The sequence below is a fragment of the Micromonospora sp. HUAS YX12 genome (assembly GCF_040215685.1).
In the GTDB taxonomy this organism is placed as follows: Bacteria; Actinomycetota; Actinomycetes; order Mycobacteriales; family Micromonosporaceae; genus Micromonospora; species Micromonospora tulbaghiae.
The window spans coordinates 5,903,974-5,924,502 of record NZ_CP157974.1 but is presented as its reverse complement, the minus strand read 5'-3'; the positions used below and the strand labels follow the sequence as shown (position 1 = coordinate 5,924,502).

Below are 20,529 nucleotides of genomic sequence, written 5' to 3'. Positions count from 1 at the left end.
CGCTCAGCCGGTGGCGCCCACGGGTTGCGCGGCCGACCCGGCTCGCGTGTCCTCGCCGGTGCGCTCGCCCTCCCGGTCCAGCAACTGCATCACCGGCGTCGCGGCGATGCCGTGCGCCACCACTGACACCACCACCACGAGACCGACGGTGGCCCAGACGAGATCCGCCTGCGGGAAGTCGGTCTTGCTGGTGGCGTACGCCAGGTAGTAGAACGAGCCGACGCCGCGGATGCCGAACAGCGAGATCACCCAGTGCTCGGCCGGTTTGCCGGGCGCACCGCGCAGCGACAGCCACCCGGCCAGCGGCCGGATCACCAGCACCAGGGCCAGCCCGGCCAGCGCCGCCGGCCAGGTCAGCGGCGCGAGCAGCCCGCCGATCACGGCTCCGCCGAACAGCAGCAGCAACAGCACCGTGAGCAGCCGCTCCACCTGTTCGGCGAAGTCGTGCAGCACGGAGTGGAACTCGTGCGTACGCTCGGCGGCCCGGATCGCGCGGGCGGCCACGAACACGGCCAGGAAGCCGTACCCGCCGGCCACCTCGACCAGCCCGTACGCGAGGAACGTCGCGGCCAGCGCGAGGAAGCCCTCGGAGTGCCGGGCCAGCCGCAGCTTGCTCGGGGCGCGGAAGAACAGCTTGCCGAGCAGCCAGCCGACGAGCAGCCCGCCACCCACGCCGGCGGCGAGCTTGTAGAGCACGTCCACGGCGAACCACTCGGCCAGCCAGCCGGACGGGGCGAGCCCGGTGGTGGCGATCGCGATGGCCGCGTACACGAACGGGAAGGCGAGCCCGTCGTTCAGGCCCGCCTCGGAGGTGAGCGCGAAGCGCACCTCGTCCTCCGAGTCCTCCACGTCGGTCGGCTCGCCCACCTGCACGTCGGAGGCGAGCACCGGGTCGGTGGGGGCGAGCGCCGCGCCGAGCAGCAGCGCCGCGGCCGGCACCAGGCCGGCCCACCACCAGCCGAGCAGCGCCACCGCGGCGATGCACAGCGGCATGGCGATCGCCAGCAGCCGCCAGGTGGACGACCAGCGGGCCCAGCTCAACGGACGGTCGATCTTCAGGCCGGCGCCCATCAGCGCGACGATCACCCCGACCTCGGTGAGGTGGGTGGTCAGTTCCGGCCAGCGCAGCGGGTCCGGTGTGGGCAGGCCGGTGGGCAGCACGAACACGAGCATGCCGAGTCCGAGGAACGCGATCGGCATCGACAGCGGCCGTCGCTCCAGCACCCGGGGCAGCACCCCGGCCAGCAGCGCACCGACGCCCAGCAGAGCGAACGCGACATCGACCGGTTCCACGACACCACCCTTCCGTCGCCCGGTGGCCGGGCGGTGGAGTCCAGCAGTGCCCCGAAGCGGGCCCGGCTAAGCCTGCGCGTGCCCGACGGTTGAGCGGCCGGTCAGCCGAGCGTGGCGATGGCGCTGTCCGGCAGGGCGCGCAGCAGCGCCGCCGGGTCGTCGTAGACCGCCACCGCGCCCGCCCCGGCCAGCTCCGCCCGGCCGGTGCCGCCGCAGCTCAGCCCGATGCAGGGGATGTCCAGCTTGCCGGCGGCGGCCACGTCCCAGACCGAGTCGCCGACGAACACCACCCGATCGGCGGTCAGCCCCGACTGGTCCAGCGCGGCGACCAGGATGTCCGGCGCCGGCTTGCTCTCCTGCGCGTCGGCCGACGAGGTGACCGAGTCTATCACGTCGTCCGCGTCCAGCGCGGCCCGCAGCGCGGTGACCTCGTGCTCGGCCGCCGAGGTCGCCAGCACCACCCGCAGCCCGCGCTCCGCGCAGGCGCGCAGCAGCTCCCGCGCACCGGGCAGCGGCGCCAGCCGCTCCCAGTACTCGGCGTAGAGCGCGTCGTGCGCGTCGCGCAGCCGCCCGTCGGCGTCCCGGTCCCGCTCCGCGCCCAGCAGGTGGTCGAGCAGCTTGTCCGAGCCCATGCCGACGGACCTGTGGATCCGCGCCATCGGCACCCGGTGGCCGGCCTGGCGCAGCGCCTCCCACCAGCTCACCGTGTGCAGGTACGTCGTGTCGATCAGGGTGCCGTCCACGTCGAACAGGACACCGCGTCGCTTGTCGTCGGCCATGCCCGGCTCCTACCCGGCCGGGGCGTCGCCGACGCGCGGCCCACCCGCCGGAATGAGGATCTCGAACCAGACCGTCGAGCCGCGTACGGCCGGGTCGGTGCCCCAGGCGTCGCTCAGCTCCTCGATCAGGCCGAGCCCACGGCCCCGGCTGCTGAGCGTGTCGGTCTGCGCCCGGGTGACCTGACCGCGGGTGCCGGAGTCGGCCACCGACACCAGCAACCGCTCGGCGGACAGGTCGACCTCGACCCGGGCGGCGGTACCGGCGTGCAGCAGCGCGTTCGTGGTCAGCTCGCTCGTGCACAGCACCGCCGCGCCGATCACCGCCTCGGGCACGTGCCACTCGCCGAGCTGCGCGGTCATCCAGTGCCGGACCCGGCTCGGCGCGGTCGGCTCGGCCGGCACCTCCATGCTCGCCGACCGGCTGGGGCGCACCGCGTACTCCACCGCGAGCACCGCCACGTCGTCCTCGGTGGCGCCCGGCACCGACGCGGTCGCCACCGCGCACAGCGCGCGCGGATCGCCGCCGGCCGCCCCGGTCACCGCCGCGCCCAGCCCGGCCATCCCGGCGGCCAGATCCTGCCAGCGCCGTTCCACCACGCCGTCGCTGTAGAGCAGTAGCGTGTCGCCCGGGCGGAACGGCACGGTGGCGGTACGCGCCCGCCCGCCCAGGCCCAGCGGAGGCGCGGGCGGCACGTCGACGAACTCGGCCACCGCCGCGCCGGGTCCGGCGCGCCGGATCAGCGGTGCCGGATGACCGGCGCTGGCGAGCGTGATCAGCTCCCGGTCCGCCTCGACCACGCCGAAGACCACGGTCACGAACAGCTCCTGGGTGCCGCCCTCGACGCCGAGGCTGCTGACCAGCCGGTCCAGGCCGTCGAGCACCGCGTCCGGGCGGGAATCGACCAGGGCGAGCGCGCGCAGCGCGGCGCGTACCTGACCCATCCGGGCGGCGGCCTGCACGTCGTGCCCGGCCACGTCGCCCAGCACCACGCCCAGCGCGCCGGTGGGCAGCAGGAACGCGTCGTAGAAGTCGCCGCCGGCCGCGTTGCCGTCCACGCCCGGGTCGTAACGGGCGGCGATCCGCAGCCGGGGCAGGTCGGGCAGCCGTTCCGGCAGCATGCTGCGTTGCAGCATCTGGGCGGTGCCGTGCTGGGTCTCGAAGCGGCGGGCCCGCTCGGCGGCCTGGCCGACCAGTTCCGCGGAGGCGGTCAGCAGCGCCCGTTCGGCCGGGGACCAGGGGCGCGGCGTCCGGTAGCCCACCGTCAGCGAGCCCCGGACCACCGTGGTACGCAGCGGCAGGGCGGCCAGCGCGCGGATCTTCTCGTCGTGCCGGTCCGCCGCGACACCGCGCAGCGGCTGCCCGTCGGCGGTGAACGAGGCCACGCCGCTGCGCGCGGTCACCACGGCCGGCAGCGCCGACTCCGCGGACATCCGGCGCCACAGCGGGGGCAGCCGCTCGTCGGCCTCGTCGAGCAGCTCGCCGCGGATACGGCGGACGAGCCGCCACGCGCTGCCCTCGTCCACCGCGAAGGACACCCGGTCGGCGTCGAAGGAGTGCAGGCAGTAGCGCAGCGTCACCCGCGCCACATCGTCGAGCGTGAGCGTGCCGGCCAGCGCCGCCGCGAAGTCGCTCAGGCTCTTTAACTGCTGGGTCAGCTGGGTGGTCTGCGCCGAGACGGTGAGCACGCCGACGATGCGGCCGGTGGAGTCGCGGACCGGGCAGTGGCCCCGGGTGAACACAGCCGGCTCGGCCGGGCCCTGCCGGTCGGCCGGCAGCACCGCCTCCCGTTGCAGGAACGGCTCGCCGTGCCGGTAGACCCGCTCCAGCGCCTCGCCGGCGCCCGGGTCGCGCCACACCTCGGCGAACGCCTCGGCCGCCGGCCGGCCCAGCGCGTCCGGGTGCCGGTCGCCGATGAGCTCGGCGTACCCGTCGTTGTAGAAGACCACCAGGTCGTCGCCGAGGAGCAGGGCCATCGGCACGGGGGAGGCGAGCACCACGTCCGTCACGGCGCGTACCGCGGGATCCCAGGTGTGCGGCGCGCCCAGCGGCGTGCCGGCCCAGGGGTGCGCGGCCGTGGCCGCCTGCCCGCCGACGACGGGACCGGTGGGTGCTCCCGGTGCGGGGGCGGACGGTGTGGGAACCCGACCGACGGTGCCTGGCATGACCGCAGCCTAACCGGAGCGTGGCCGGCTGGTTCCGATCATGCGTCCGTCGCGGATGCGGGTGCCGGGCGGCGCGGACGTTCGGGCAGGTCAGGGCCGGTTCGGGGGGCATGTCGGGAAAATGCCCCGGTCCGGCCCGGCGTGCTGCCCAGGCCACCGGGTATGCGGGCGGCGCAGTTCACGCGACAGGAGGGACATCATGCTGAAAACCCTCGCGGTCGGACAGGTCGACATCAGTGCGGCCTGGACCGACTTCTGGAGGTCGGTGCTGCTCTTCGTACCGCGGGCGATCGCGTTCATCGCGATCCTCGTCGTGGGTTGGCTCATCGCCCGAGCCGTCCTCAAAATCGTGGACGCGGCACTGGAACGGGTCGGGTTCGACCGCGCCGTCGAACGCGGCGGCGTCAAACGGGCCTTGGAACGCACCAAGTACGACGCCAGCGACATCCTGGCCAAACTGGCCTACTACGCGGTCCTGCTGTTCACCCTGCAGTTCGCCTTCGGGGTGTGGGGGCCCAACGCGATCAGCGACCTGATCCGCGGGGTGGTGTCCTGGCTGCCGCGGGCCTTCGTGGCGATCGTGATCGTGGTGATCGCCGCCGCCATCGCCAACGCCGTCCGGGATCTGGTCTCCGGCGCGCTGGGCGGGCTCTCGTACGGCCGGGTGCTGGCCGACGTGACGGCGATCTTCATCCTGGCGCTCGGCGTGATCGCCGCGCTGAACCAGGTGGGCATCGCCACCACGGTGACCACACCGGTGCTGGTGGCGTTCCTCGCCACGGTGGCCGGCATCCTGATCGTCGGTGTCGGTGGTGGTCTGGTCAAGCCGATGCAGAAGCGCTGGGACGCCTGGCTGGACCGGGCCGCGGAGGAGTCCCGGGCGTTCCGGGAGCAGCGGCAGGCCCAGCAGGCCGGCCGGGGCGACTACGAACGCCGGATGGCCGACCGGGGCGGGCAGCCCACGCCGGCGGCGCCGCAGTCGTCCATGTCGGGCACGGGCACGTACCGCTCCGGCGAGGTGGGCGACGAGACGCAGCAGTTCCGCCGGCCGGGCGGCTGACGGCGACGGGTGACGGGGTGTCCGCGGGGCGATCGCGGACGCCCCGTAGCCGTGTCCGGGTCAGGCCAGGTGACGCGGGTCCAGCCCGCGGGCGAGCAGGCAGACCGCGAGCAGGCGGGTGAGCGTCCAGTCCGGCTCGGACCAGTCGACCGGCTCGGCCGGCGGCGTCCAGCCGTGCTCGGCAGCCGCGTCGCGCAGCCCTTCGGCGTACCCGGCGAGCGCCGCCACTGTGAGCGGGCGGCGGTCGCCGTCGAGGCTGTCGCGTACCCCCGCCGCGTGCTGGTCGACCTCGGCGAGCAACCCGGGGTTCGCGTGGGCCGCGGCGAGGCCGGCGGTGCCGACGGCGGCGGTAAGCGTGGTGAGGGTCGTCCGCGCGGCCATCGCCGCGGAGCGGGTCGCGACCCGGTTGTTCGGCACGCGCATGGTGTCCGAGGCTAACGCCGGTCCGGGCGGGCCGACCTCGGCCGAGTGGCGGATGCCCGGGTCGTCCGGGGGAGCGGCCACCTCCTCCGCCGGGATTGAGTCGCCCGTGCGGGGGCAGAAGTCCGGTCGGCAGACCACACGATCGGGGTCAGGAGGGACAGGATGGGACAGCAGGCCGACGGACCGGACCGGGCGCACCGGCGCCCGGACGGAGTGAGTGACGCCACGGTCGAGGCGCTGGGCAAGCTCAGCGAGGCCCTGGAGTGCGTCGAGCGGGCCCGCGGCCATCTGTACGAGCTGCACCAGCTCATCGGCCACGCCGACCTGATGCTCGACGACGCGGTGGAGATGTTCCGCTCCGCCGGACATCCGGCGCTCGCCGAGCGGATCGACCGGGAACTGCTCGGCCGTAACGTCATCGCCGGGCGGTGGACGTTCCAGATCGTCGAGGACTTCGACGACGGGTACTACGCGCTCTTCCGGGAGCTGGACCGGCAGGCCCGCGACGAGCTGGTCGAGGGCCGGCGGCACCTCTACGAGGCGGAGATGAAGGAGCGCCGCCGCAGCCGGGGGGTGCCGGGGCACGAGGCGGGCCCCGGCACGCGCTGACTCAGTCGGAGGAGCGTGCCTGCGCCGGGCGGCGCCGGGCGCCGTCGTCGGCGATGATCACGGTCGCGACCATCAGCGCCACCACCAGGCTGAACAGCCAGGAGCTGTCCTCGGTGAACCGGGCCGAGACCGGAGCCTGGATCGCGGCGAGCAGGAAGCCCACCCAGGCGAGCTTGCGCTGACGGTTGGAGAGGAAACCGGAGCCCTGTTGCATCCCGAAAGTCTTGCGCGCATCGGGGGGAGTGCCGTCAGCCGTTCGGCCGATTCTGGATGGGCTGTCCGTTTTCCCGGCCGTCCGTACCGCACTTCTTGTCGTTTCGGCCGAGCTTGGATCCGGCGGCTGCGGGCCTCGGCCCGGATGCCCGCAGCCAGCGGAATCACATGCTGTCGGGGCCGGTCCGCCCGGTCGTCGACGGCCGGTAGGCCCGATCCGCGTCGGTCATCTCACGGCGCTCGGCCTCCGGGCCGGCGCCCCGGTCCACCGCCTCCGGGCCGTGGCCGAACGCGGCCTCCTGGCCGGCGTCGTTGGCGGTGACGTCGTCGCCCTGGCCGTCCGTGGCCGACCGGGCGATGGCCTGGTCCAGCTCGTGCAGGGGAGTACGGTCCTCGTCGCGCCACACGTGGCGGTCGTTGTCGGTCATTCCCCTGCGGTACCCGGACCGGATGATCGCAAACGGCCGGGCACGGCGATGGCCGCCGGCATCGCCGACGGCCATCGAGACTCGGGTACGGGGGATGGGTCAGGGGGTCGGCCGGTCGACCGCGCCGCGCCAGGCGCCGGTCTCCTGACCGCGCCGCTCGATGAACTGCTTGAACCGCTCCAGGTCGCCCTTGGCGCGCCGGTCGACCACGCCCAGCTTGTCGCCGGCCTGCTCGACCACGCCGTGCGGCTCGAACTCCATCTGGAGCGTGACCCGGGTGTGCCCCTCGTCGAGGCGGTGGAAGGTCACCACGCCCGCCTGCTGGGTGCCCCCGGTGGAGCGCCAGGCCACCCGCTCGTCCGGCAACTGCTCGGTGATCTCGGCGTCGAACTCGCGCTTCACGCCCGCGATCTCGACGGTCCAGTGGGTCATCGTGTCCGAGAGCTGCCGGACCTCCTGCACACCCTCCATGAAGTGCGGGAACTCCTCGAACTGGGTCCACTGGTCGTACACGGTCCGGATCGGGACGTCCACGTCCACGTGCTCGGTAACGCCGCTCATGTCGGGGTTCCTCCTGTTCCGCTGGGTGTCTGCGTACGGGCCGTGGGCCGGCCCGCTCACCAGCGCGTCGTCTCGTTCCTGTGCCCGAGTGCGGCCCACACCTCGGAGATCGTCTGGTAACGGGTGCCCTCGGGCAGGGTCTCCAGGGCGGCGACGATGTCCGTCGGCGCCTCGTTCTCCCGCGCGTTGGCCAGCAGTGCCTCCCGGTCACCGGGCAGGGCGGTCATCGTGATGAACCGTCCCAGGCGGCTGCGCGCCTCGACGTCCTCGGAGCTCATGCCCTGCGGCGTGCCGCTGCGCAGCTCCCCGGCAGGCGCCGTGGTGGCCTCCGGCTGGTCCTCGCCGGCCGGCTCGGGAACCCGGAACTCCTCGGCCCGCGAACCGCCGGTGCCGGGGCCCTGGACGAGACCGCTGACCTCGCTGCTCATCTGGTCGTCGACCCTGGGCGAGTGCTTGCTGCTGCCACGTTCCATGCCTTGGGAGATGCCCCGGAGGGCCGCCGGTAAACCGGCGCCGGCCGGGGAAGCCGGTCATCCGGGCGGCAACCGGTCGGCGGTCTTCTCCCCGCCTGACTTCTCCCCATCGGCCTTGTCGCCGTCGGCCGTGGCGCGCGGCGGCAGCACCGGGTCGTCCGGCTCCTCGACCCCGGCCTGCATCGCCCGCCCGCGTTGCAGCTCGGCGTTCACCTGTACGCCGAGCATCAGCGCGCAGTTGGACAGGTAGAGCCACACCAGGAACGCGATGACCGCGCCGAGACTGCCGTACGTGACGTCGTACGAGCCGAAGTTGGCCACGTACAGGCCGAAGCCGAAGGAGGCGAGCACCCAGACCACGAGCGCCAGCGCACCGCCCGGGGTGAGCCAGCGGAACCGCGGCTGGCGCACGTTCGGCGCGATCCAGAACAGCAGCGACAGCAGCGTCATGGCGACCACCGCGAGCAGCGGCCACTTCGCCACCGACCACGTCGTACGGGCCACCGCACCGGCGTGCAGGAGGTCGCCCACGGCGTCGGTGACCGGGCCGCTGACGATCAGCCCGGTGGCCACGACTGCGAGCAGCAGGATCGTCACCGCGGCCATGCCGATCTGCAACGGGCGCAGCCGGTAGAACGGGCGGCCCTCCCGCACCCCGTAGATCGCGTTGGAGGCGCGGGTGAACGCGCCGATGAACCCGGACGCGGACCAGAGCGCGCCGAGCAGACCGAAGCTGAGCAGCACCTTCGCCGAGCCCTGCTGCTCGACCACGTTGCGTACCACGCCCACGAACGCGTCGTTGCCGACCACCGAGCCGGCGCCGATCTCCCGGGCCAGGTCGATCACGGTGTCGACGGTGCGCGGGCCGTCGGAGACCAGGCCGACCAGCGCGACCACCACGATCGTGGACGGGAACAGCGCCAGCACGCCGTAGTAGGTGAGCGCGGCCGCCCAGTCCGCGCAGTTGTCCGCGACGAAACCCTTGCCGCTGCGCACCAGCACGCCCCGCCAGGTGCGCCAGTTGAGCTGGCGGATCCGGCGGGGGAGACGGGACCGCGCCGGGCCGCCGACCGTCTGTGGTGTCGTCACGGTCATGTCCGCCTCCTTCAGGCCCCGCCACCGGGCGTGGGCGGGCGGTACCCCCGGGGGGAAATCGACAAACCGGGTGCCGGTTTGCCCGCCCGGCGGGAGGGAACCACACCAGACACCCGATCGAGACTCCAGGAGGACGAGATGCCCGGGCGCGAGGTACTGCCCAGCACGCTGCGGCGCTCCCCGGCGAAGGCGCAGCGGACCTGGGAGAAGACGCACGACTCGGCGGTCGAGACGTACGGCGAGGGGGAGCGGGCGCACCGCACCGCCTTCGCCGCGGTCAAGCACGAGTTCGAGAAGGTGGGCGACCACTGGGAGCCCAAGGGCCGCAAGGGGCCCAGCGACGAGCAGGCCGAAGGCGGTGGCCCGGCACGGCGCGCGGCGACGGCCGGCGGGGTGGACGCCAACGCCACCAAGGACCACCTCATGGAGGTGGCGAAGAAGCTGGACGTGCGCGGCCGGTCCCGGATGACCAAGCCGGAACTGGTCAAGGCCATCGAGAAGGCCAACGACAACGCGACCCGCAAGGCCCGCGGGGGTCGGTGACCCCTGGGGGTACGCGCCGAGCCCGGGACCGCTTCGGTCCCGGGCTCGCTTCGTGCCGTCTCACCAGTGGCCGCCGCCCGGCGCCTCCAGGTGCACCGCCTTCACGGTGCTGAACTCGTCCAGCAGTTCCGGGCCGTACCCGAAGCCCTGACCACTGCCGCGGCGCGGCTGGGCGGCGCCGCCGGGCGCCCCGCCGAACACGGAGTTGATCTTCACGGTGCCGACCGGCAGCTCCCGCCAGGCACGCTGGGCGTGGCTCATCGAGCCGGTCAGCACGGTGGCGGCCAGGCCGTACGGGGAGTCGGCCGCGCAGCGCAGCCCCTCGCTGAACGAGTCGACCACCACCACCGGGGCGACCGGCCCGAACGTCTCCTCGCGGACCAGTGCCATGTCGTGGCGGCAGCCCTCGACCACGGTGGCCGGGTAGAACGCGCCGGGCCCGTCCGGCAGCACGCCGCCGGTGCGTACCCGGGCGCCGTCGGCGAGGGCGGCGGTGACCTGCCCGTGTACGTGGTCCCGGTGCCGCCGGTCGACGAGCGGCGCGAGCTGCGTGCCCGGGTCACGGCCGGGGCCCACAGTGAGCGCCTCGGCGCGCGCCACGAGCGCGTCCAGGAAGCCCTCGGCGACGTCGCGGTGCACGTAGATCCGCTCCACCGCCACGCAGATCTGACCGGCGTTGGCGAAGCAGCCGAGCGCCGCCTGCTCGGCCGCCCAGATCGGGTCGACGTCCGCGTCGACCACGAGCGGATCGCTGCCGCCGTTCTCCAGCAGCACCTTCGCCCCGGTACGCGCGCCCGCGACGGCGATCGACCGGCCGGTGGCCGTGGAACCGACGTGGGCGATCACGTCCAGTTCCTGCCCGGCCAGCGCGGCGCCCACCTCGCCGCCGCCGGTGAGCAGCGACAACACTCCGGCGGGCAGCGCCGAGTCCAGCAGGCGGGCCAGCAGCCAGCCGGTCCCCGGGGTCCGCTCGCTGGGCTTGTAGACCACCACGTTGCCGGTGACCAGCGCCGCACCGAGCAGGCCGCAGGAGACCGCCACCGGATCGTTCCACGGGGTGATCACGCCGGCCACGCCGCGCGGCTCGGGGGCCATGAAGTCCAGCGCGTCGTGCGCGCCGTGCAGCGTCCGGCCGCCCCGCACCGGGGCCAGTTCGGCGTACTGTCGCAGTGTGCCGACGCCCGCCGCCACCCCGCCCCGCGCGTCGTCGAGCGGCTTGCCCATCTCCGCTGTGGTCGCCTCGGCCAGCTCCCCGGCCGCCGCCTCGACCGCGTCCGCCGCCCGGTGCAGCGCCGCGGCCCGTTCCGCGGGCGCGGTCGCCGCCCACTCCGCCGCCGCGCCCCGGGCCGCCTCGACCGCCTTGGCCACCTCGTCGGCGGTGGCCACCGGCGCCCGCGTCACCGGCGACCCGTCCGACGGATCGTGGACGACCAGCTCGCCGCCCTCGCCGCCGGCGCCCCACACTCCACCAATGAGCTGCGCAACCGTGTACATGCGGCCGTGCTTGCCCCGGCGTGGGCGGGGCAAACGCGTTTCGCCCGGTGACCGGCCGGGTAGGCGGATCGGGTGACCTCCACCGCGGACGCCGTCGTCATCGGGGCCGGGCACAACGGGCTGGTGGCCGCGAACCTGCTGGTGGACGCCGGCTGGGACGTCGAGGTGCTGGAGGCCACCGAGGTGCCCGGCGGGGCCGTCCGGTCCGCGTACGTGACCGCGCCCGGCTACCTCAGCGACCTCTACAGCTCCTTCTACCCGCTCGGCTACGCCTCCCCGGTGCTCGACGGGCTGGGCCTGGAGCGGCACGGCCTGTCCTGGACGCACGCGCCGGACGTGCTGGCGCACCTCCTCCCGGACGGCCGTGCCGCCGTGGTCAACCGCGACCTGGACGTCACCGCCGCCTCGCTGGAGGCGTTCGCGCCCGGCGACGGGGAGCGCTGGCGGCACGCGTACGCCGACTGGCGCCGGGTCGCCGAGCCGATGCTGCAGATCATCACCACCCCGTTCCCGCCGGTACGCGGCGGGCTGGGCCTGCTACGGCAGCTGCGGGCGGGCGGCGCGCTCCGGCTCGCCCGCCGCCTCGTGCTCCCGGTCCGCAAGCTCGGGGCCGAGCTGTTCGAGGGCGAGGGCGGCACGGTGCTGCTGGCCGGCTGCGCCCTGCACACCGACCTGTCGCCGGAGGAGGCCGGCTCCGGGGTCTACGGCTGGCTGCTCGCCATGCTCGGCCAGCAGGTGGGCTGGCCGGTGCCGGTGGGCGGCGCCCAGCGGATCACCGACGCGCTCGTGGCCCGGCTGGTCGATCGGGGCGGGCGGATCGCGTACGGCGCCCGGGTCGAGCGGGTGCTCACCACCCGGGGCCGGGCGATGGGCGTACGCACCGCGGGCGGCACCGACTGGCGGGCCCGGCGCGCGGTGCTCGCCGACGTGCCCGCCCCGGCGCTCTTCCTCGACCTGGTCGGCGCGGCGGCGCTGCCGCCCCGGATGGTCGAGGACCTGGCGCACTTCAAGTGGGACGGCTCCACCCTCAAGGTCGACTGGGCGCTGTCCGCGCCGGTGCCGTGGAAGAACCGCGAGCTGGCCGGCGCCGGCACCGTGCACCTGGGCGCCGACCTCGACGGGCTCACCACGTACGCGGCCGAGCTGGCCCGCGGTGAGCTGCCGCGGGATCCGTTCCTGCTGGTGGGGCAGATGTCCGTGGCCGACCCGAGCCACTCACCGCCCGGCACCGAGTCGCTCTGGTCCTACACCCACCTGCCGTTCCGCCGGAACTGGCGGGCCGAGGACGTGGCGGGGCACGTGGAGCGGATGGAGGAGGTGCTGGAGGCGGCGGCGCCGGGTTTCCGGGCGTCGATCGTCGGGCGGCACGTGGCCGGCCCGGCCGACCTGGAGGCCGCCGAGCCGAGCCTGGTCGGGGGAGCGCTGGGCGGCGGCACTGCCGCGGCGTACCAGCAGTTGTTCCTGCGGCCGATCCCCGGCCTGGGCCGGGCCGACACCCCGGTGGACCGGCTCTACCTGGCCAGCGCCTCCGCCCACCCCGGCGGCGGCGTCCACGGCGCGCCGGGGGCGAATGCGGCGCGCGCCGCGCTGGCCCGCGACCGGGCCGTCACCGGCGCGGTGTACGCCCGGACGATCGCCGCCGCCCACCGCGCCGTCTACCGCTGACCCGACCGCGTCTCCACCACGCCCGCGCCCCGGGAGCGCCGTAGATCTTGGTACGAAAGTGCCCCCAGGAGGGCCGTTTCCTACCAAGATCTACGGGCTGCCCTGGGACGAGACGCTCAGCGGCACGCGGCGTGAGGGCGCGGTGGAGGTGCGGGAGCGGTCAGGAGTCGAGGTTGCGGTGCCGGCTGCGCAGCTTGAACGGCATCAGCGCGCTCTCGATCTTCGTGGCGGTGGTCATCTTCGAGTCGCCGTCGCGGCGCTCCTCGAAGCGGATCGGCACCTCGAGGATCGTGTGACCCAGCTTGGTGGCGAGGTAGTGCATCTCCACCTGGAAGCTGTAGCCGTTGGACTGCACCCGGTCCAGCCCGATCGCGCGCAGCGCGTCGGACCGCCAGATCTTGAAGCCGGCGGTCAGGTCGCGGATGCGTACCCGCAGCAGCGTGTGCACGTACAGGTTCGCCCAGCCGCTGAGCGCGCGCCGGTACAGCGGCCAGTTCTCGTCCAGCTCACCGCCGGGCACGTAGCGCGAGCCGATGACCACCGACGCCTGGGTGGAGAGCAGCGCGCCGAGCATGCCGGGCAGCGCCTCCGGCGGGTGCGACAGGTCGGCGTCCATCTGCGCGACGAAGTCCGCGCCGTCGTCGAGCGCCCGGCCGATACCGTCCACGTACGCCCGGCCGAGACCCTCCTTGCCCGGGCGGTGCAGCACCATCACCCGGTCCGGGTGCTCGATGGCCAGCTTGTCGGCGACCTCGCCGGTACCGTCCGGGGAGTTGTCGTCGGCGACCAGCACCTTCAGCCCCGGCAGCGGCAGCGCGAGGAGGCGCTCGACCAGCACCGGGAGGTTGCCCGCCTCGTTGTAGGTCGGAACGACGACGGTCAGGCGCGCATCCCCCCACGGGGAGGGCAACTGCACGGGTTCGATCATCACGGACATCCTCGGTCAGCCGACAGGTTCACCTGAGAGGGTAGCCAGTCCCTCGAACGGCAGCCGCACAGACGCCCCGCCACCGATCGATCACCCCTCCGGCTTCTGCCTCGTCGCGATGTCGGACAGCCGGGCCAGCGTCTCCCGGTTGCGCAGGTGCAGCACCAGGTCGTTGAGCTTGGTCCGGACCCACCGCAACGGCCCGGCGGCGAAGTCCTCGCCGATCGTCACCCGGGTCCGGCCGTCCTCCAGCGGCTCCAGGGCGAACGCCACGATCGCCTCCCCGGCCGGCCACAGCCCGGCGCGCAGCACCAGCCGGTGCGGCGCCTGGCACTCCAGCACCGTCGACTCGTCCTGGAGCGAGAACGGCCAGGGCCCGGCCCGGTGGTGCAGCCGGCTGCCGACGCGCGGCCACGTGTCGTCCACGTCCCGCACGTGCGCGGTGCCCACCACCCAGTCGCTGTACGTCCACCCGTCCGCGAGCACCTCGAAGACCCGCTCCGGGGGCGCGTCGATCACCTTCTCCACAACCGCCATCATCGAGCGGTACCCCGGCGCGGTCCGTCGCTAACGGCGATCCGGGTTAGCTTCTCCGGGGCGGCGGGTATCGCCGGACCGGGCCGGTCGTGGCAGGCGTGCACCCGGCTGTGTGGCACCGGCGGGGCGGCCAGGCGCCGAAGGTGACGTTTACTCCTCGGGGCGTCGGGAACCCGCCGCCCGTGCGACGGGACCAGGAGCGGGATCAGTGCAGGTCAGCCCGGGTTGACCCGGATGCTGACCGGTTCCCGTCCGGCCTGTACGACGCGGTCCTGCTGGACCGCGACGGCACGCTGGTGGAGGACGTGCCGTACAACGGCGACCCGGAGAAGGTACGGCCGGTGCCGGGCGCCCGGGAGGCGCTGGACCGGTTGCGGGCCGCCGGGTTGCGGCTGGCGGTGGTGACGAACCAGTCCGGCCTGGCCCGGGGCTGCTTCACGGCGCACGACCTGCGCCTGGTCAACGCCCGGGTGGAGGAGTTGCTCGGGCCCTTCGACCACTGGGCGATCTGCCCGCACGCGGAGGCCGACGGCTGTGCCTGCCGCAAGCCCGCGCCGGGCCTCGTACACGAAGCCGCGGCAGCGCTCGGGACCACGCCGACCCGGTGCGTGCTGATCGGGGACATCGGCGCGGACACGGCAGCCGCCGCGGCGGCCGGCGCCGCCGCGATCATGGTGCCCACGCCCGCCACCCGGGCCGCCGAGGTGGCCGCCGCGCCCACCGTCGCCGCCGACCTGCCGGACGCGGCGGGGATCGTGCTGGCCCGGATGCGCCTGACCGCCGCGCCGCGTCCCGCGCGACGGTCGCGCCGGGGCACAGTGCTGGTGGTGCGCAGCGACGCGGCGGGCGACGTGCTGGTGACCGGGCCGGGCATCCGGGCGGTCGCGGCCGGCGCGGCGCGGGTGGTGCTGCTGTGCGGGCCCCGCGGCCGGGCCGCGGCCGAACTGCTGCCAGGCGTGGACGAGATCATCGAGGCGCCGCTGCCGTGGATCGACGCGCCCGCCCCACCCGTCGAGCCCGACGCCGTGCGCGCGCTGACCGACCGGCTTTCGGAGGTACGCGCCGACGAGGCGGTCGTGTTCACCTCCTTCCACCAGTCCGCCCTGCCCCTGGCGCTGCTGCTGCGCCTGGCCGGCGTGCCCCGGATCAGCGCGATCAGCGACGACTACCCCGGCAGCCTGCTGGACGTACGCCACCGCGTCCCGGCCGGTGTACCCGAACCCGAACGCGCCCTGTCCCTCGCCGCCGCCGCCGGTTTCGCGCTGCCCGACCACGACGAACCGGCGCTGCGCATCCGCACCGACCGGCTTCCGCCGCCCGCGGCCGACGCCGGGGCGCCCGGCTACGTGGTCCTGCACCCGGGATCCTCGGTGGAGACCCGCGCGTGCCCGGAGGAACTGGCCACCCGCGTGGTCCGCGTGCTCGGCGCCGCCGGTTACCGGGTCGTGGTCACCGGCGGGCCGGACGAGCGGGAACTGACCGCGCGTGTCGCCGCGGCGGGCGGCGTCGACCTGGGCGGGCGGACCGGGCTGGACGAACTGGCGGCGGTGATCGCCGGAGCCGGCGCGCTGGTGGTCGGCAACACCGGCCCGGCGCACCTGGCCGCGGCACTCGGCGTGCCGGTGGTGAGCCTGTTCGCCCCGACGGTGCCGTTCGGACAGTGGGGACCGTACCGGGTGCCGACCGTACGGCTCGGTGACGCGGGCGCGGAGTGCCGGGACACCCGCGCCACCGTCTGCCCGGTCCCCGGGCACCCGTGCCTGTCGGCGGTCGAGCCGGGACGGGTGCTGGAGGCGTTGCGGCTGCTGCGCGTGCCGGCGCCGGTGGCGGGCGGGGTGGTCGGATGAACCTCCTGCTGTGGCACGTCCACGGGTCGTGGACGACCTCCTTCGTGCACGGCAAGCACCGCTACCTGGTGCCGGTCACGCCGGACCGCGGTCCGTACGGCCTGGGCCGGGCGCGCACCTACCCGTGGCCGGACAGCGCCGTGGAGGTCACCCCCGAGGACCTGCGCGACACCGACGTGGACCTGGTGATCCTGCAACGCCCGGAGGAGATCGACCTGGCGGCGGAGTGGCTCGGCCGCCGGCCCGGCCGCGACGTGCCCGCCATCTACGTCGAGCACAACACCCCGAAAGGCGACGTACCGAACACCCGCCACCCGATGGCCGACCGCGACGACCTGCTGCTCACCCACGTGACCGCGTTCAACGAACTGTTCTGGGACAACGGCGCCACCAGAACCACAGTCGTCGACCACGGCGTCGTACCACCCGCCGTCGAGTGGACCGGGGAACTCGATCGCCTCGCCGTGGTCATCAACGAGCCGGTACGCCGCTGGCGGGTCACCGGCACCGACCTGCTCGCCCGGTTCGCCGCGCTGGCGCCGCTGGACGTCTACGGGATGAAGGTGGACGGTCTCGCCGCCCACCTCGGACTACCGGAGGACCGGCTGACCAGCCACGACGACGTACCCCAGCACGCCATGCACACCGAACTCGCCAAACGGCGCGCGTACCTGCACCTGTGCCGCTGGACCTCACTCGGCCTCAGCCTCATCGAGGCCATGACCATGGGCATGCCCGTGGTGGCACTGGCCACCACCGAGGCGGTGGAGGCGGTGCCGCCGGCCGCGGGCGCGCTGTCCACCCGCGTCGACACGCTCGTCGACGCCGCCCGTGGCCTGCTGGACGACAGGGAGTCCGCCCGCCGGGCGGGCGCCGTGGCCCGGGCCGCCGCCCGGGACCGCTACGGCCTGGAGCGATTCCTCGCCGACTGGGACCGGCTGCTGGAGGAGGAAGTATGCGCATCGCGATGATCTCGGAGCATGCCAGCCCGCTCGCCGTCCTCGGCGGGGAGGACGCCGGTGGCCAGAACACGCATGTCGCGGAGCTCTCCGCCGCGCTCGCGGCCGCCGGTCACGACGTGCGCGTCTACACCCGGCTCGACGCGGTGGACCTGCCGGTGAGCGTCCGCACCCCGGACGGGTACGAGGTGGTGCACGTACCGGCCGGGCCGGCCGAACCGGTGGCCAAGGACGACCTGCTGCCGTACATGCCGGCGTTCGGGCAGTGGCTGGCCGACCGGTGGCGTACCGGCGACTGGCAGCCCGAGGTGGTGCACGCGCACTTCTGGATGAGCGGGCTGGCGGGTCTCGCCGCGGCCCGCCGCGCGGGCGTGCCGGTGGTGCAGACCTACCACGCGCTCGGCACCGTGAAGCGCCGCCACCAGGGCGTGCAGGACACCAGCCCACCGGGCCGGGTCGAGCACGAGCGGAAGCTGGGCCGCTCGGTGGACCGGGTGGTCGCCCAGTGCCAGGACGAGGTCGCCGAACTGGTCCGGATGGGCGTGCCCCGGTCCCGGATGACAGTCGTGCCGTCGGGGGTGAACCTGACGACGTTCTCCCCGCTCGGCCCGGTCGCCGACCGCGTCGGCGCCCGGGCCCGCGTCCTCACCGTCGGCCGGCTGGTCGAGCGCAAGGGGTTCCAGGACGTCATCCGGGCCGTCGCCGAGGTGCCGGACGCGGAGTGCGTGGTGGTCGGCGGGCCGCCGGCCGGGCTGCTGGAGACCGACCCGTACGCGTTGCGCCTGCGCGCGCTGGCCCACTCGCTGGGCGTCGCGGACCGGGTACGGCTGGTCGGCGCGGTCCCCCGGGAGGAGATGGGCCGCTGGTACCGGTCGGCCGACGTGCTCGTCGCCGCCCCCTGGTACGAGCCGTTCGGGCTCACCCCGCTGGAGGCGATGGCCTGCGGCGTACCGGTGGTCGCGACGGCGGTCGGCGGGCTGATCGACACGGTGGTGGCCGGACGCACCGGCGACCTGGTGCCGCCCCGGGAGCCGGCGGCCCTCGGCGCGGCGATCCGGGGTCTGCTCGGCGACCGGATCCGCCGCTTCGCCTACGCCACCGCAGCGCTGGAGCGGGCCCGCACCCGCTACTCCTGGGCCACCACCGCGGACCGCCTCACCGAGCTGTACGGCGAGGTGGCCACCGTGCGCCGCCCGACCCGGGTGGTCGCCTGATGACGGCCGGGACGCCGGCCGCCGGCGCAACGGTGCTGGAGGACCACCTGAGCCTGCTGGCCGCCGCGCTGCTGCCGCTGCGGGAGGCGGAACAGATGCTGGCCCGCTGGGGTGAGGAACTGGCGCAGCGGCTCGCCGCCGGTGGCCGGTTGCTGGTGGCCGGCAACGGTGGCAGCGCCGCCGAAGCCCAGCACCTCACCGCCGAACTCGTCGGCAGACTCCGCCACGACCGCCAGCCCCTGTCCGCCATCGCCCTGCACGCCGAAACCAGCGCCCTCACCGCCATCGCCAACGACTACGGATACGACGAGGCCTTCGCCCGGCAAGTCCGCGCCCACGGCCGGCCCCACGACCATCTCCTGCTCATGTCCACCAGCGGCACCAGCACCAACCTCCTCACCGCCGCCCACGCCGCACACCAGGCCGGCCTGCGCTGCTGGGCCTTCACCGGACCCGCGCCCAACCCCCTCGCCGACCTCTGCCACGAGCACCTGGCGATCGACTCGCCGGACGGGCAGGTGGTGCAGGAACTGCACCTGGTGGCCTCGCACGTGCTCTGCGAGTACGTCGAACTGGCGCTGCCCGCCGCGCTCGCCGCCCGGACGGCGGCCGGGCCGGTACGCGCCGGGGTCGAGGTCGTCGTCGGCGAGCCGGATCTCGCCGAGCCGGACCCGACCGCGCCGGCCGGCCGGGGAGGCCCGGCATGAGGGGACCGGTGGTGGTGCTCGGTGACACGCTGCTGGACCGCGACGTCGAAGGGCTGGTGAACCGGCTCTGCCCGGACTCCCCGGTGCCGGTGCTGGACGAGACCGCATCCGTCGACCGGCCCGGTGGCGCCGGGCTGGCCGCCGTCTTCGCCGCCGCGCAGGGCGCCGAGGTCGCGCTGGTCACCGCCGTCGCCGACGACGCGGGCGGGGCGCGGCTGGGCACGCTGCTCGCCGCCGCCGGGGTCCGGTTGTACGCGCTGCCGCTCGCCGGCGCCACCCCGGAGAAGATCCGGCTGCGGGCGCGCGGCCGGGTGCTGCTGCGCCACGACCGGGGCGGGAGCGCCGGCGCGCCGGGCCAGCCCAGCGACGCCGTGCTGCGGCTGCTCGCCGACGCGTCCGCAGTCCTGGTCAGTGACTACGGCCGGGGCGTGGCGGGGCATCCGGCGCTGCGCGCCGCGCTGGCCGCCACCCGGGCGCCGGTGGTCTGGGATCCGCATCCGCGCGGGCCGGCCGCCGTACCCGGGGTGCACCTGGCCACCCCGAACGAGCCGGAGGCCCGCGAGCTGGCCAAGACGCCGCCGGGCGGCTCCCGCCTGGCCGTCGCGTCGCGCAGCGCGCACGCGTTGCGCCGCCGCTGGCAGGCGCGCGCGGTGGCGGTGACGCTCGGCGGGGACGGCGCGCTGCTCAGCCACGCGGGCTCCACGCCCCTGGTGGTGCCGGCGCCGCCCGCCGAGGGGGACACCTGCGGGGCCGGCGACCGGTTCGCGTCCACCGCGACGCTGGCGCTGGCCCGGGGTGCGCTCGTGTCCGAGGCGGTGCAGGAGGCGGTCGCCGAGGCGTCGGCGTACGTGGCCGGGGGTGGCGTGGCCGCCGCGCTGCCCGCGCCGGTGCGGGCGGTGGCACCGGCGGTGGTCACCGGCGGCGGGGACCGGATCGGCGCCGGGGCGGCCGGCGAGGTGGTGGCCCGGGTACGCGCGGCCGGCGGCACAGTGGTGGCCACCGGCGGCTGCTTCGACCTGCTGCACGCCGGGCACGTGGCGACGCTCCAGGCGGCCCGGCAGCTCGGCGACTGCCTGGTGGTCTGCCTCAACTCCGATGCCAGCGTGGCCGGGCTCAAGGGCCCGGAGCGCCCGGTCGTGCCGCAGGGTGACCGGGGGCGGCTGCTCGCCGCGCTCGGCTGCGTCGACGCGGTGCTGGTCTTCGACGAGCCGACCCCGGAGGCGGCGCTGTCCTGGCTGCGCCCGGACATCTGGGTCAAGGGCGGCGACTACGCCAGCGGCGGCGGCCCGGAGACGCTGCCCGAGACGGAGATCCTGGCCCGCTGGGGTGGCCACACGGTGGTCGTGCCGTACCTCGACGGGCGCTCGACCACCGACATGATCGCGGCGGCGCGGGCCGGGCGGGGCAGCGGCGGCTGGCCGGCCGGGCCGGCCGACCCGGCCGAGGTCGTCGCGCAGGTCCGGTCCACGGCGAAGGGAGCACGATGAACGAGCGACGCATCCGGACCGGCGCGGTCGCGCCCGCCGGCCCGACGGTGG

Annotated in this window: 21 protein-coding genes; 9 read left to right on the top strand and 12 right to left on the bottom strand. The window is 74.9% G+C overall.

All coding sequences use genetic code 11. The features are described from left to right. Positions 1–3: 3 nt before the first annotated feature. The 3 genes from ABIH81_RS28135 to ABIH81_RS28125 form a co-directional block, all read right to left on the bottom strand. Positions 4–1,293, bottom strand: coding sequence for a cation:proton antiporter (locus ABIH81_RS28135; RefSeq protein ID WP_349877896.1), 1,290 nt, complete (start codon positions 1,291–1,293; stop codon positions 4–6). A 101-nt stretch (positions 1,294–1,394) separates the two neighbouring features. Continuing rightward, complete coding sequence (locus ABIH81_RS28130) at positions 1,395–2,072, bottom strand: HAD family hydrolase (protein ID WP_349877895.1); 678 nt, start codon at positions 2,070–2,072, stop codon at positions 1,395–1,397. Between the two features lie 9 nt (positions 2,073–2,081). Then, entirely contained in the window at positions 2,082–4,235 is a 2,154-nt protein-coding gene (locus ABIH81_RS28125; RefSeq protein WP_349877894.1) for a SpoIIE family protein phosphatase, read from the bottom strand. 199 nt (positions 4,236–4,434) lie between these two features. On the opposite strand from ABIH81_RS28125, the gene ABIH81_RS28120 reads away from it, so the two are divergent. Then, positions 4,435–5,295 (top strand): hypothetical protein, encoded by an 861-nt coding sequence (locus ABIH81_RS28120; protein WP_349877893.1) that lies wholly within the window; start codon positions 4,435–4,437, stop codon positions 5,293–5,295. Positions 5,296–5,355: 60 nt separating this feature from the next. Here ABIH81_RS28120 and ABIH81_RS28115 read toward each other — a convergent pair whose 3' ends face one another. Further along, positions 5,356–5,718 (bottom strand): DUF6401 family natural product biosynthesis protein, encoded by a 363-nt coding sequence (locus ABIH81_RS28115; protein ID WP_349881227.1) that lies wholly within the window; start codon positions 5,716–5,718, stop codon positions 5,356–5,358. A 162-nt stretch (positions 5,719–5,880) separates the two neighbouring features. Here ABIH81_RS28115 and ABIH81_RS28110 point away from each other — a divergent pair, with 162 nt between their 5' ends. Further along, entirely contained in the window at positions 5,881–6,327 is a 447-nt protein-coding gene (locus tag ABIH81_RS28110) for a hypothetical protein (RefSeq protein ID WP_349877892.1), read from the top strand. Position 6,328: 1 nt separating this feature from the next. On the opposite strand, the gene ABIH81_RS28105 is transcribed toward ABIH81_RS28110, so the two are convergent. From ABIH81_RS28105 to ABIH81_RS28085, 5 genes are all read right to left on the bottom strand, one after another. Next, positions 6,329–6,541: a hypothetical protein gene (locus tag ABIH81_RS28105; RefSeq protein WP_349877891.1), complete on the bottom strand. Its 213-nt coding sequence runs from the start codon at positions 6,539–6,541 to the stop codon at positions 6,329–6,331. Positions 6,542–6,704: 163 nt separating this feature from the next. Continuing rightward, on the bottom strand, positions 6,705–6,968 hold the full coding sequence (locus tag ABIH81_RS28100; protein ID WP_349877890.1) for a hypothetical protein: 264 nt from the start codon (positions 6,966–6,968) through the stop codon (positions 6,705–6,707). A gap of 99 nt (positions 6,969–7,067) precedes the next feature. After that, positions 7,068–7,529 (bottom strand): SRPBCC family protein, encoded by a 462-nt coding sequence (locus ABIH81_RS28095; RefSeq protein ID WP_349877889.1) that lies wholly within the window; start codon positions 7,527–7,529, stop codon positions 7,068–7,070. A 56-nt stretch (positions 7,530–7,585) separates the two neighbouring features. Further along, positions 7,586–8,002, bottom strand: coding sequence for a DUF2795 domain-containing protein (locus tag ABIH81_RS28090; RefSeq protein WP_349877888.1), 417 nt, complete (start codon positions 8,000–8,002; stop codon positions 7,586–7,588). A 57-nt stretch (positions 8,003–8,059) separates the two neighbouring features. Next, complete coding sequence (locus ABIH81_RS28085; protein WP_349877887.1) at positions 8,060–9,097, bottom strand: YihY/virulence factor BrkB family protein; 1,038 nt, start codon at positions 9,095–9,097, stop codon at positions 8,060–8,062. Positions 9,098–9,235: 138 nt separating this feature from the next. On the opposite strand from ABIH81_RS28085, the gene ABIH81_RS28080 reads away from it, so the two are divergent. Continuing rightward, positions 9,236–9,640: a ChaB family protein gene (locus ABIH81_RS28080; protein WP_349877886.1), complete on the top strand. Its 405-nt coding sequence runs from the start codon at positions 9,236–9,238 to the stop codon at positions 9,638–9,640. A gap of 60 nt (positions 9,641–9,700) precedes the next feature. Here the strand turns inward: ABIH81_RS28080 and ABIH81_RS28075 are convergent, their stop codons facing one another. Continuing rightward, positions 9,701–11,134 carry an aldehyde dehydrogenase family protein gene (locus tag ABIH81_RS28075; protein ID WP_349877885.1) on the bottom strand — a complete coding sequence of 478 codons (1,434 nt, stop codon included), beginning with the start codon at positions 11,132–11,134 and terminating at the stop codon, positions 9,701–9,703. A gap of 72 nt (positions 11,135–11,206) precedes the next feature. Between ABIH81_RS28075 and ABIH81_RS28070 the strand changes: the two genes are divergently transcribed. After that, a complete protein-coding gene (locus ABIH81_RS28070; protein WP_349877884.1) occupies positions 11,207–12,799 on the top strand; it encodes an NAD(P)/FAD-dependent oxidoreductase in 1,593 nt (530 codons plus the stop codon). 160 nt (positions 12,800–12,959) lie between these two features. On the opposite strand, the gene ABIH81_RS28065 is transcribed toward ABIH81_RS28070, so the two are convergent. Both ABIH81_RS28065 and ABIH81_RS28060 read right to left on the bottom strand, forming a co-directional pair. Further along, positions 12,960–13,727 (bottom strand): polyprenol monophosphomannose synthase, encoded by a 768-nt coding sequence (locus ABIH81_RS28065; RefSeq protein WP_349877883.1) that lies wholly within the window; start codon positions 13,725–13,727, stop codon positions 12,960–12,962. Positions 13,728–13,817: 90 nt separating this feature from the next. After that, entirely contained in the window at positions 13,818–14,264 is a 447-nt protein-coding gene (locus tag ABIH81_RS28060) for an SRPBCC family protein (protein ID WP_349881226.1), read from the bottom strand. Positions 14,265–14,521: 257 nt separating this feature from the next. Between ABIH81_RS28060 and ABIH81_RS28055 the strand changes: the two genes are divergently transcribed. From ABIH81_RS28055 to ABIH81_RS28035, 5 genes are read left to right on the top strand one after another with little or no spacing between them, the layout of a single operon-like run. Continuing rightward, positions 14,522–16,111: an HAD-IIIA family hydrolase gene (locus tag ABIH81_RS28055; protein WP_349881225.1), complete on the top strand. Its 1,590-nt coding sequence runs from the start codon at positions 14,522–14,524 to the stop codon at positions 16,109–16,111. Continuing rightward, positions 16,108–17,082, top strand: coding sequence for a glycosyltransferase (locus ABIH81_RS28050; RefSeq protein WP_349877882.1), 975 nt, complete (start codon positions 16,108–16,110; stop codon positions 17,080–17,082). The genes ABIH81_RS28055 and ABIH81_RS28050 overlap by 4 nt, the downstream gene beginning before the upstream one ends. Then, on the top strand, positions 17,067–18,284 hold the full coding sequence (locus ABIH81_RS28045) for a glycosyltransferase (protein ID WP_349877881.1): 1,218 nt from the start codon (positions 17,067–17,069) through the stop codon (positions 18,282–18,284). The genes ABIH81_RS28050 and ABIH81_RS28045 overlap by 16 nt, the downstream gene beginning before the upstream one ends. Then, a complete protein-coding gene (locus tag ABIH81_RS28040) occupies positions 18,284–18,991 on the top strand; it encodes an SIS domain-containing protein (RefSeq protein ID WP_349877880.1) in 708 nt (235 codons plus the stop codon). The genes ABIH81_RS28045 and ABIH81_RS28040 overlap by 1 nt, the downstream gene beginning before the upstream one ends. Then, positions 18,988–20,478 (top strand): PfkB family carbohydrate kinase, encoded by a 1,491-nt coding sequence (locus ABIH81_RS28035; protein WP_349877879.1) that lies wholly within the window; start codon positions 18,988–18,990, stop codon positions 20,476–20,478. The genes ABIH81_RS28040 and ABIH81_RS28035 overlap by 4 nt, the downstream gene beginning before the upstream one ends. Positions 20,479–20,529 lie beyond the last annotated feature (51 nt).

What these genes read in the sequence shown, in the direction of transcription:
- ABIH81_RS28065 (WP_349877883.1), bottom strand. Translation starts at nt 13,727, where the DNA reads ATGATCGAACCCGTGCAGTTGCCCTCCCCGTGGGGGGATGCGCGCCTG.
- ABIH81_RS28115 (WP_349881227.1), bottom strand. Translation starts at nt 5,718, where the DNA reads ATGCGCGTGCCGAACAACCGGGTCGCGACCCGCTCCGCGGCGATGGCC.
- ABIH81_RS28110 (WP_349877892.1), top strand. Translation starts at nt 5,881, where the DNA reads ATGGGACAGCAGGCCGACGGACCGGACCGGGCGCACCGGCGCCCGGAC.
- ABIH81_RS28040 (WP_349877880.1), top strand. Translation starts at nt 18,284, where the DNA reads ATGACGGCCGGGACGCCGGCCGCCGGCGCAACGGTGCTGGAGGACCAC.
- ABIH81_RS28095 (WP_349877889.1), bottom strand. Translation starts at nt 7,529, where the DNA reads ATGAGCGGCGTTACCGAGCACGTGGACGTGGACGTCCCGATCCGGACC.
- ABIH81_RS28130 (WP_349877895.1), bottom strand. Translation starts at nt 2,072, where the DNA reads ATGGCCGACGACAAGCGACGCGGTGTCCTGTTCGACGTGGACGGCACC.
- ABIH81_RS28080 (WP_349877886.1), top strand. Translation starts at nt 9,236, where the DNA reads ATGCCCGGGCGCGAGGTACTGCCCAGCACGCTGCGGCGCTCCCCGGCG.
- ABIH81_RS28105 (WP_349877891.1), bottom strand. Translation starts at nt 6,541, where the DNA reads ATGCAACAGGGCTCCGGTTTCCTCTCCAACCGTCAGCGCAAGCTCGCC.
- ABIH81_RS28075 (WP_349877885.1), bottom strand. Translation starts at nt 11,134, where the DNA reads ATGTACACGGTTGCGCAGCTCATTGGTGGAGTGTGGGGCGCCGGCGGC.
- ABIH81_RS28100 (WP_349877890.1), bottom strand. Translation starts at nt 6,968, where the DNA reads ATGACCGACAACGACCGCCACGTGTGGCGCGACGAGGACCGTACTCCC.
- ABIH81_RS28090 (WP_349877888.1), bottom strand. Translation starts at nt 8,002, where the DNA reads ATGGAACGTGGCAGCAGCAAGCACTCGCCCAGGGTCGACGACCAGATG.
- ABIH81_RS28045 (WP_349877881.1), top strand. Translation starts at nt 17,067, where the DNA reads ATGCGCATCGCGATGATCTCGGAGCATGCCAGCCCGCTCGCCGTCCTC.
- ABIH81_RS28085 (WP_349877887.1), bottom strand. Translation starts at nt 9,097, where the DNA reads ATGACCGTGACGACACCACAGACGGTCGGCGGCCCGGCGCGGTCCCGT.
- ABIH81_RS28125 (WP_349877894.1), bottom strand. Translation starts at nt 4,235, where the DNA reads ATGCCAGGCACCGTCGGTCGGGTTCCCACACCGTCCGCCCCCGCACCG.
- ABIH81_RS28050 (WP_349877882.1), top strand. Translation starts at nt 16,108, where the DNA reads ATGAACCTCCTGCTGTGGCACGTCCACGGGTCGTGGACGACCTCCTTC.
- ABIH81_RS28060 (WP_349881226.1), bottom strand. Translation starts at nt 14,264, where the DNA reads ATGGCGGTTGTGGAGAAGGTGATCGACGCGCCCCCGGAGCGGGTCTTC.
- ABIH81_RS28035 (WP_349877879.1), top strand. Translation starts at nt 18,988, where the DNA reads ATGAGGGGACCGGTGGTGGTGCTCGGTGACACGCTGCTGGACCGCGAC.
- ABIH81_RS28120 (WP_349877893.1), top strand. Translation starts at nt 4,435, where the DNA reads ATGCTGAAAACCCTCGCGGTCGGACAGGTCGACATCAGTGCGGCCTGG.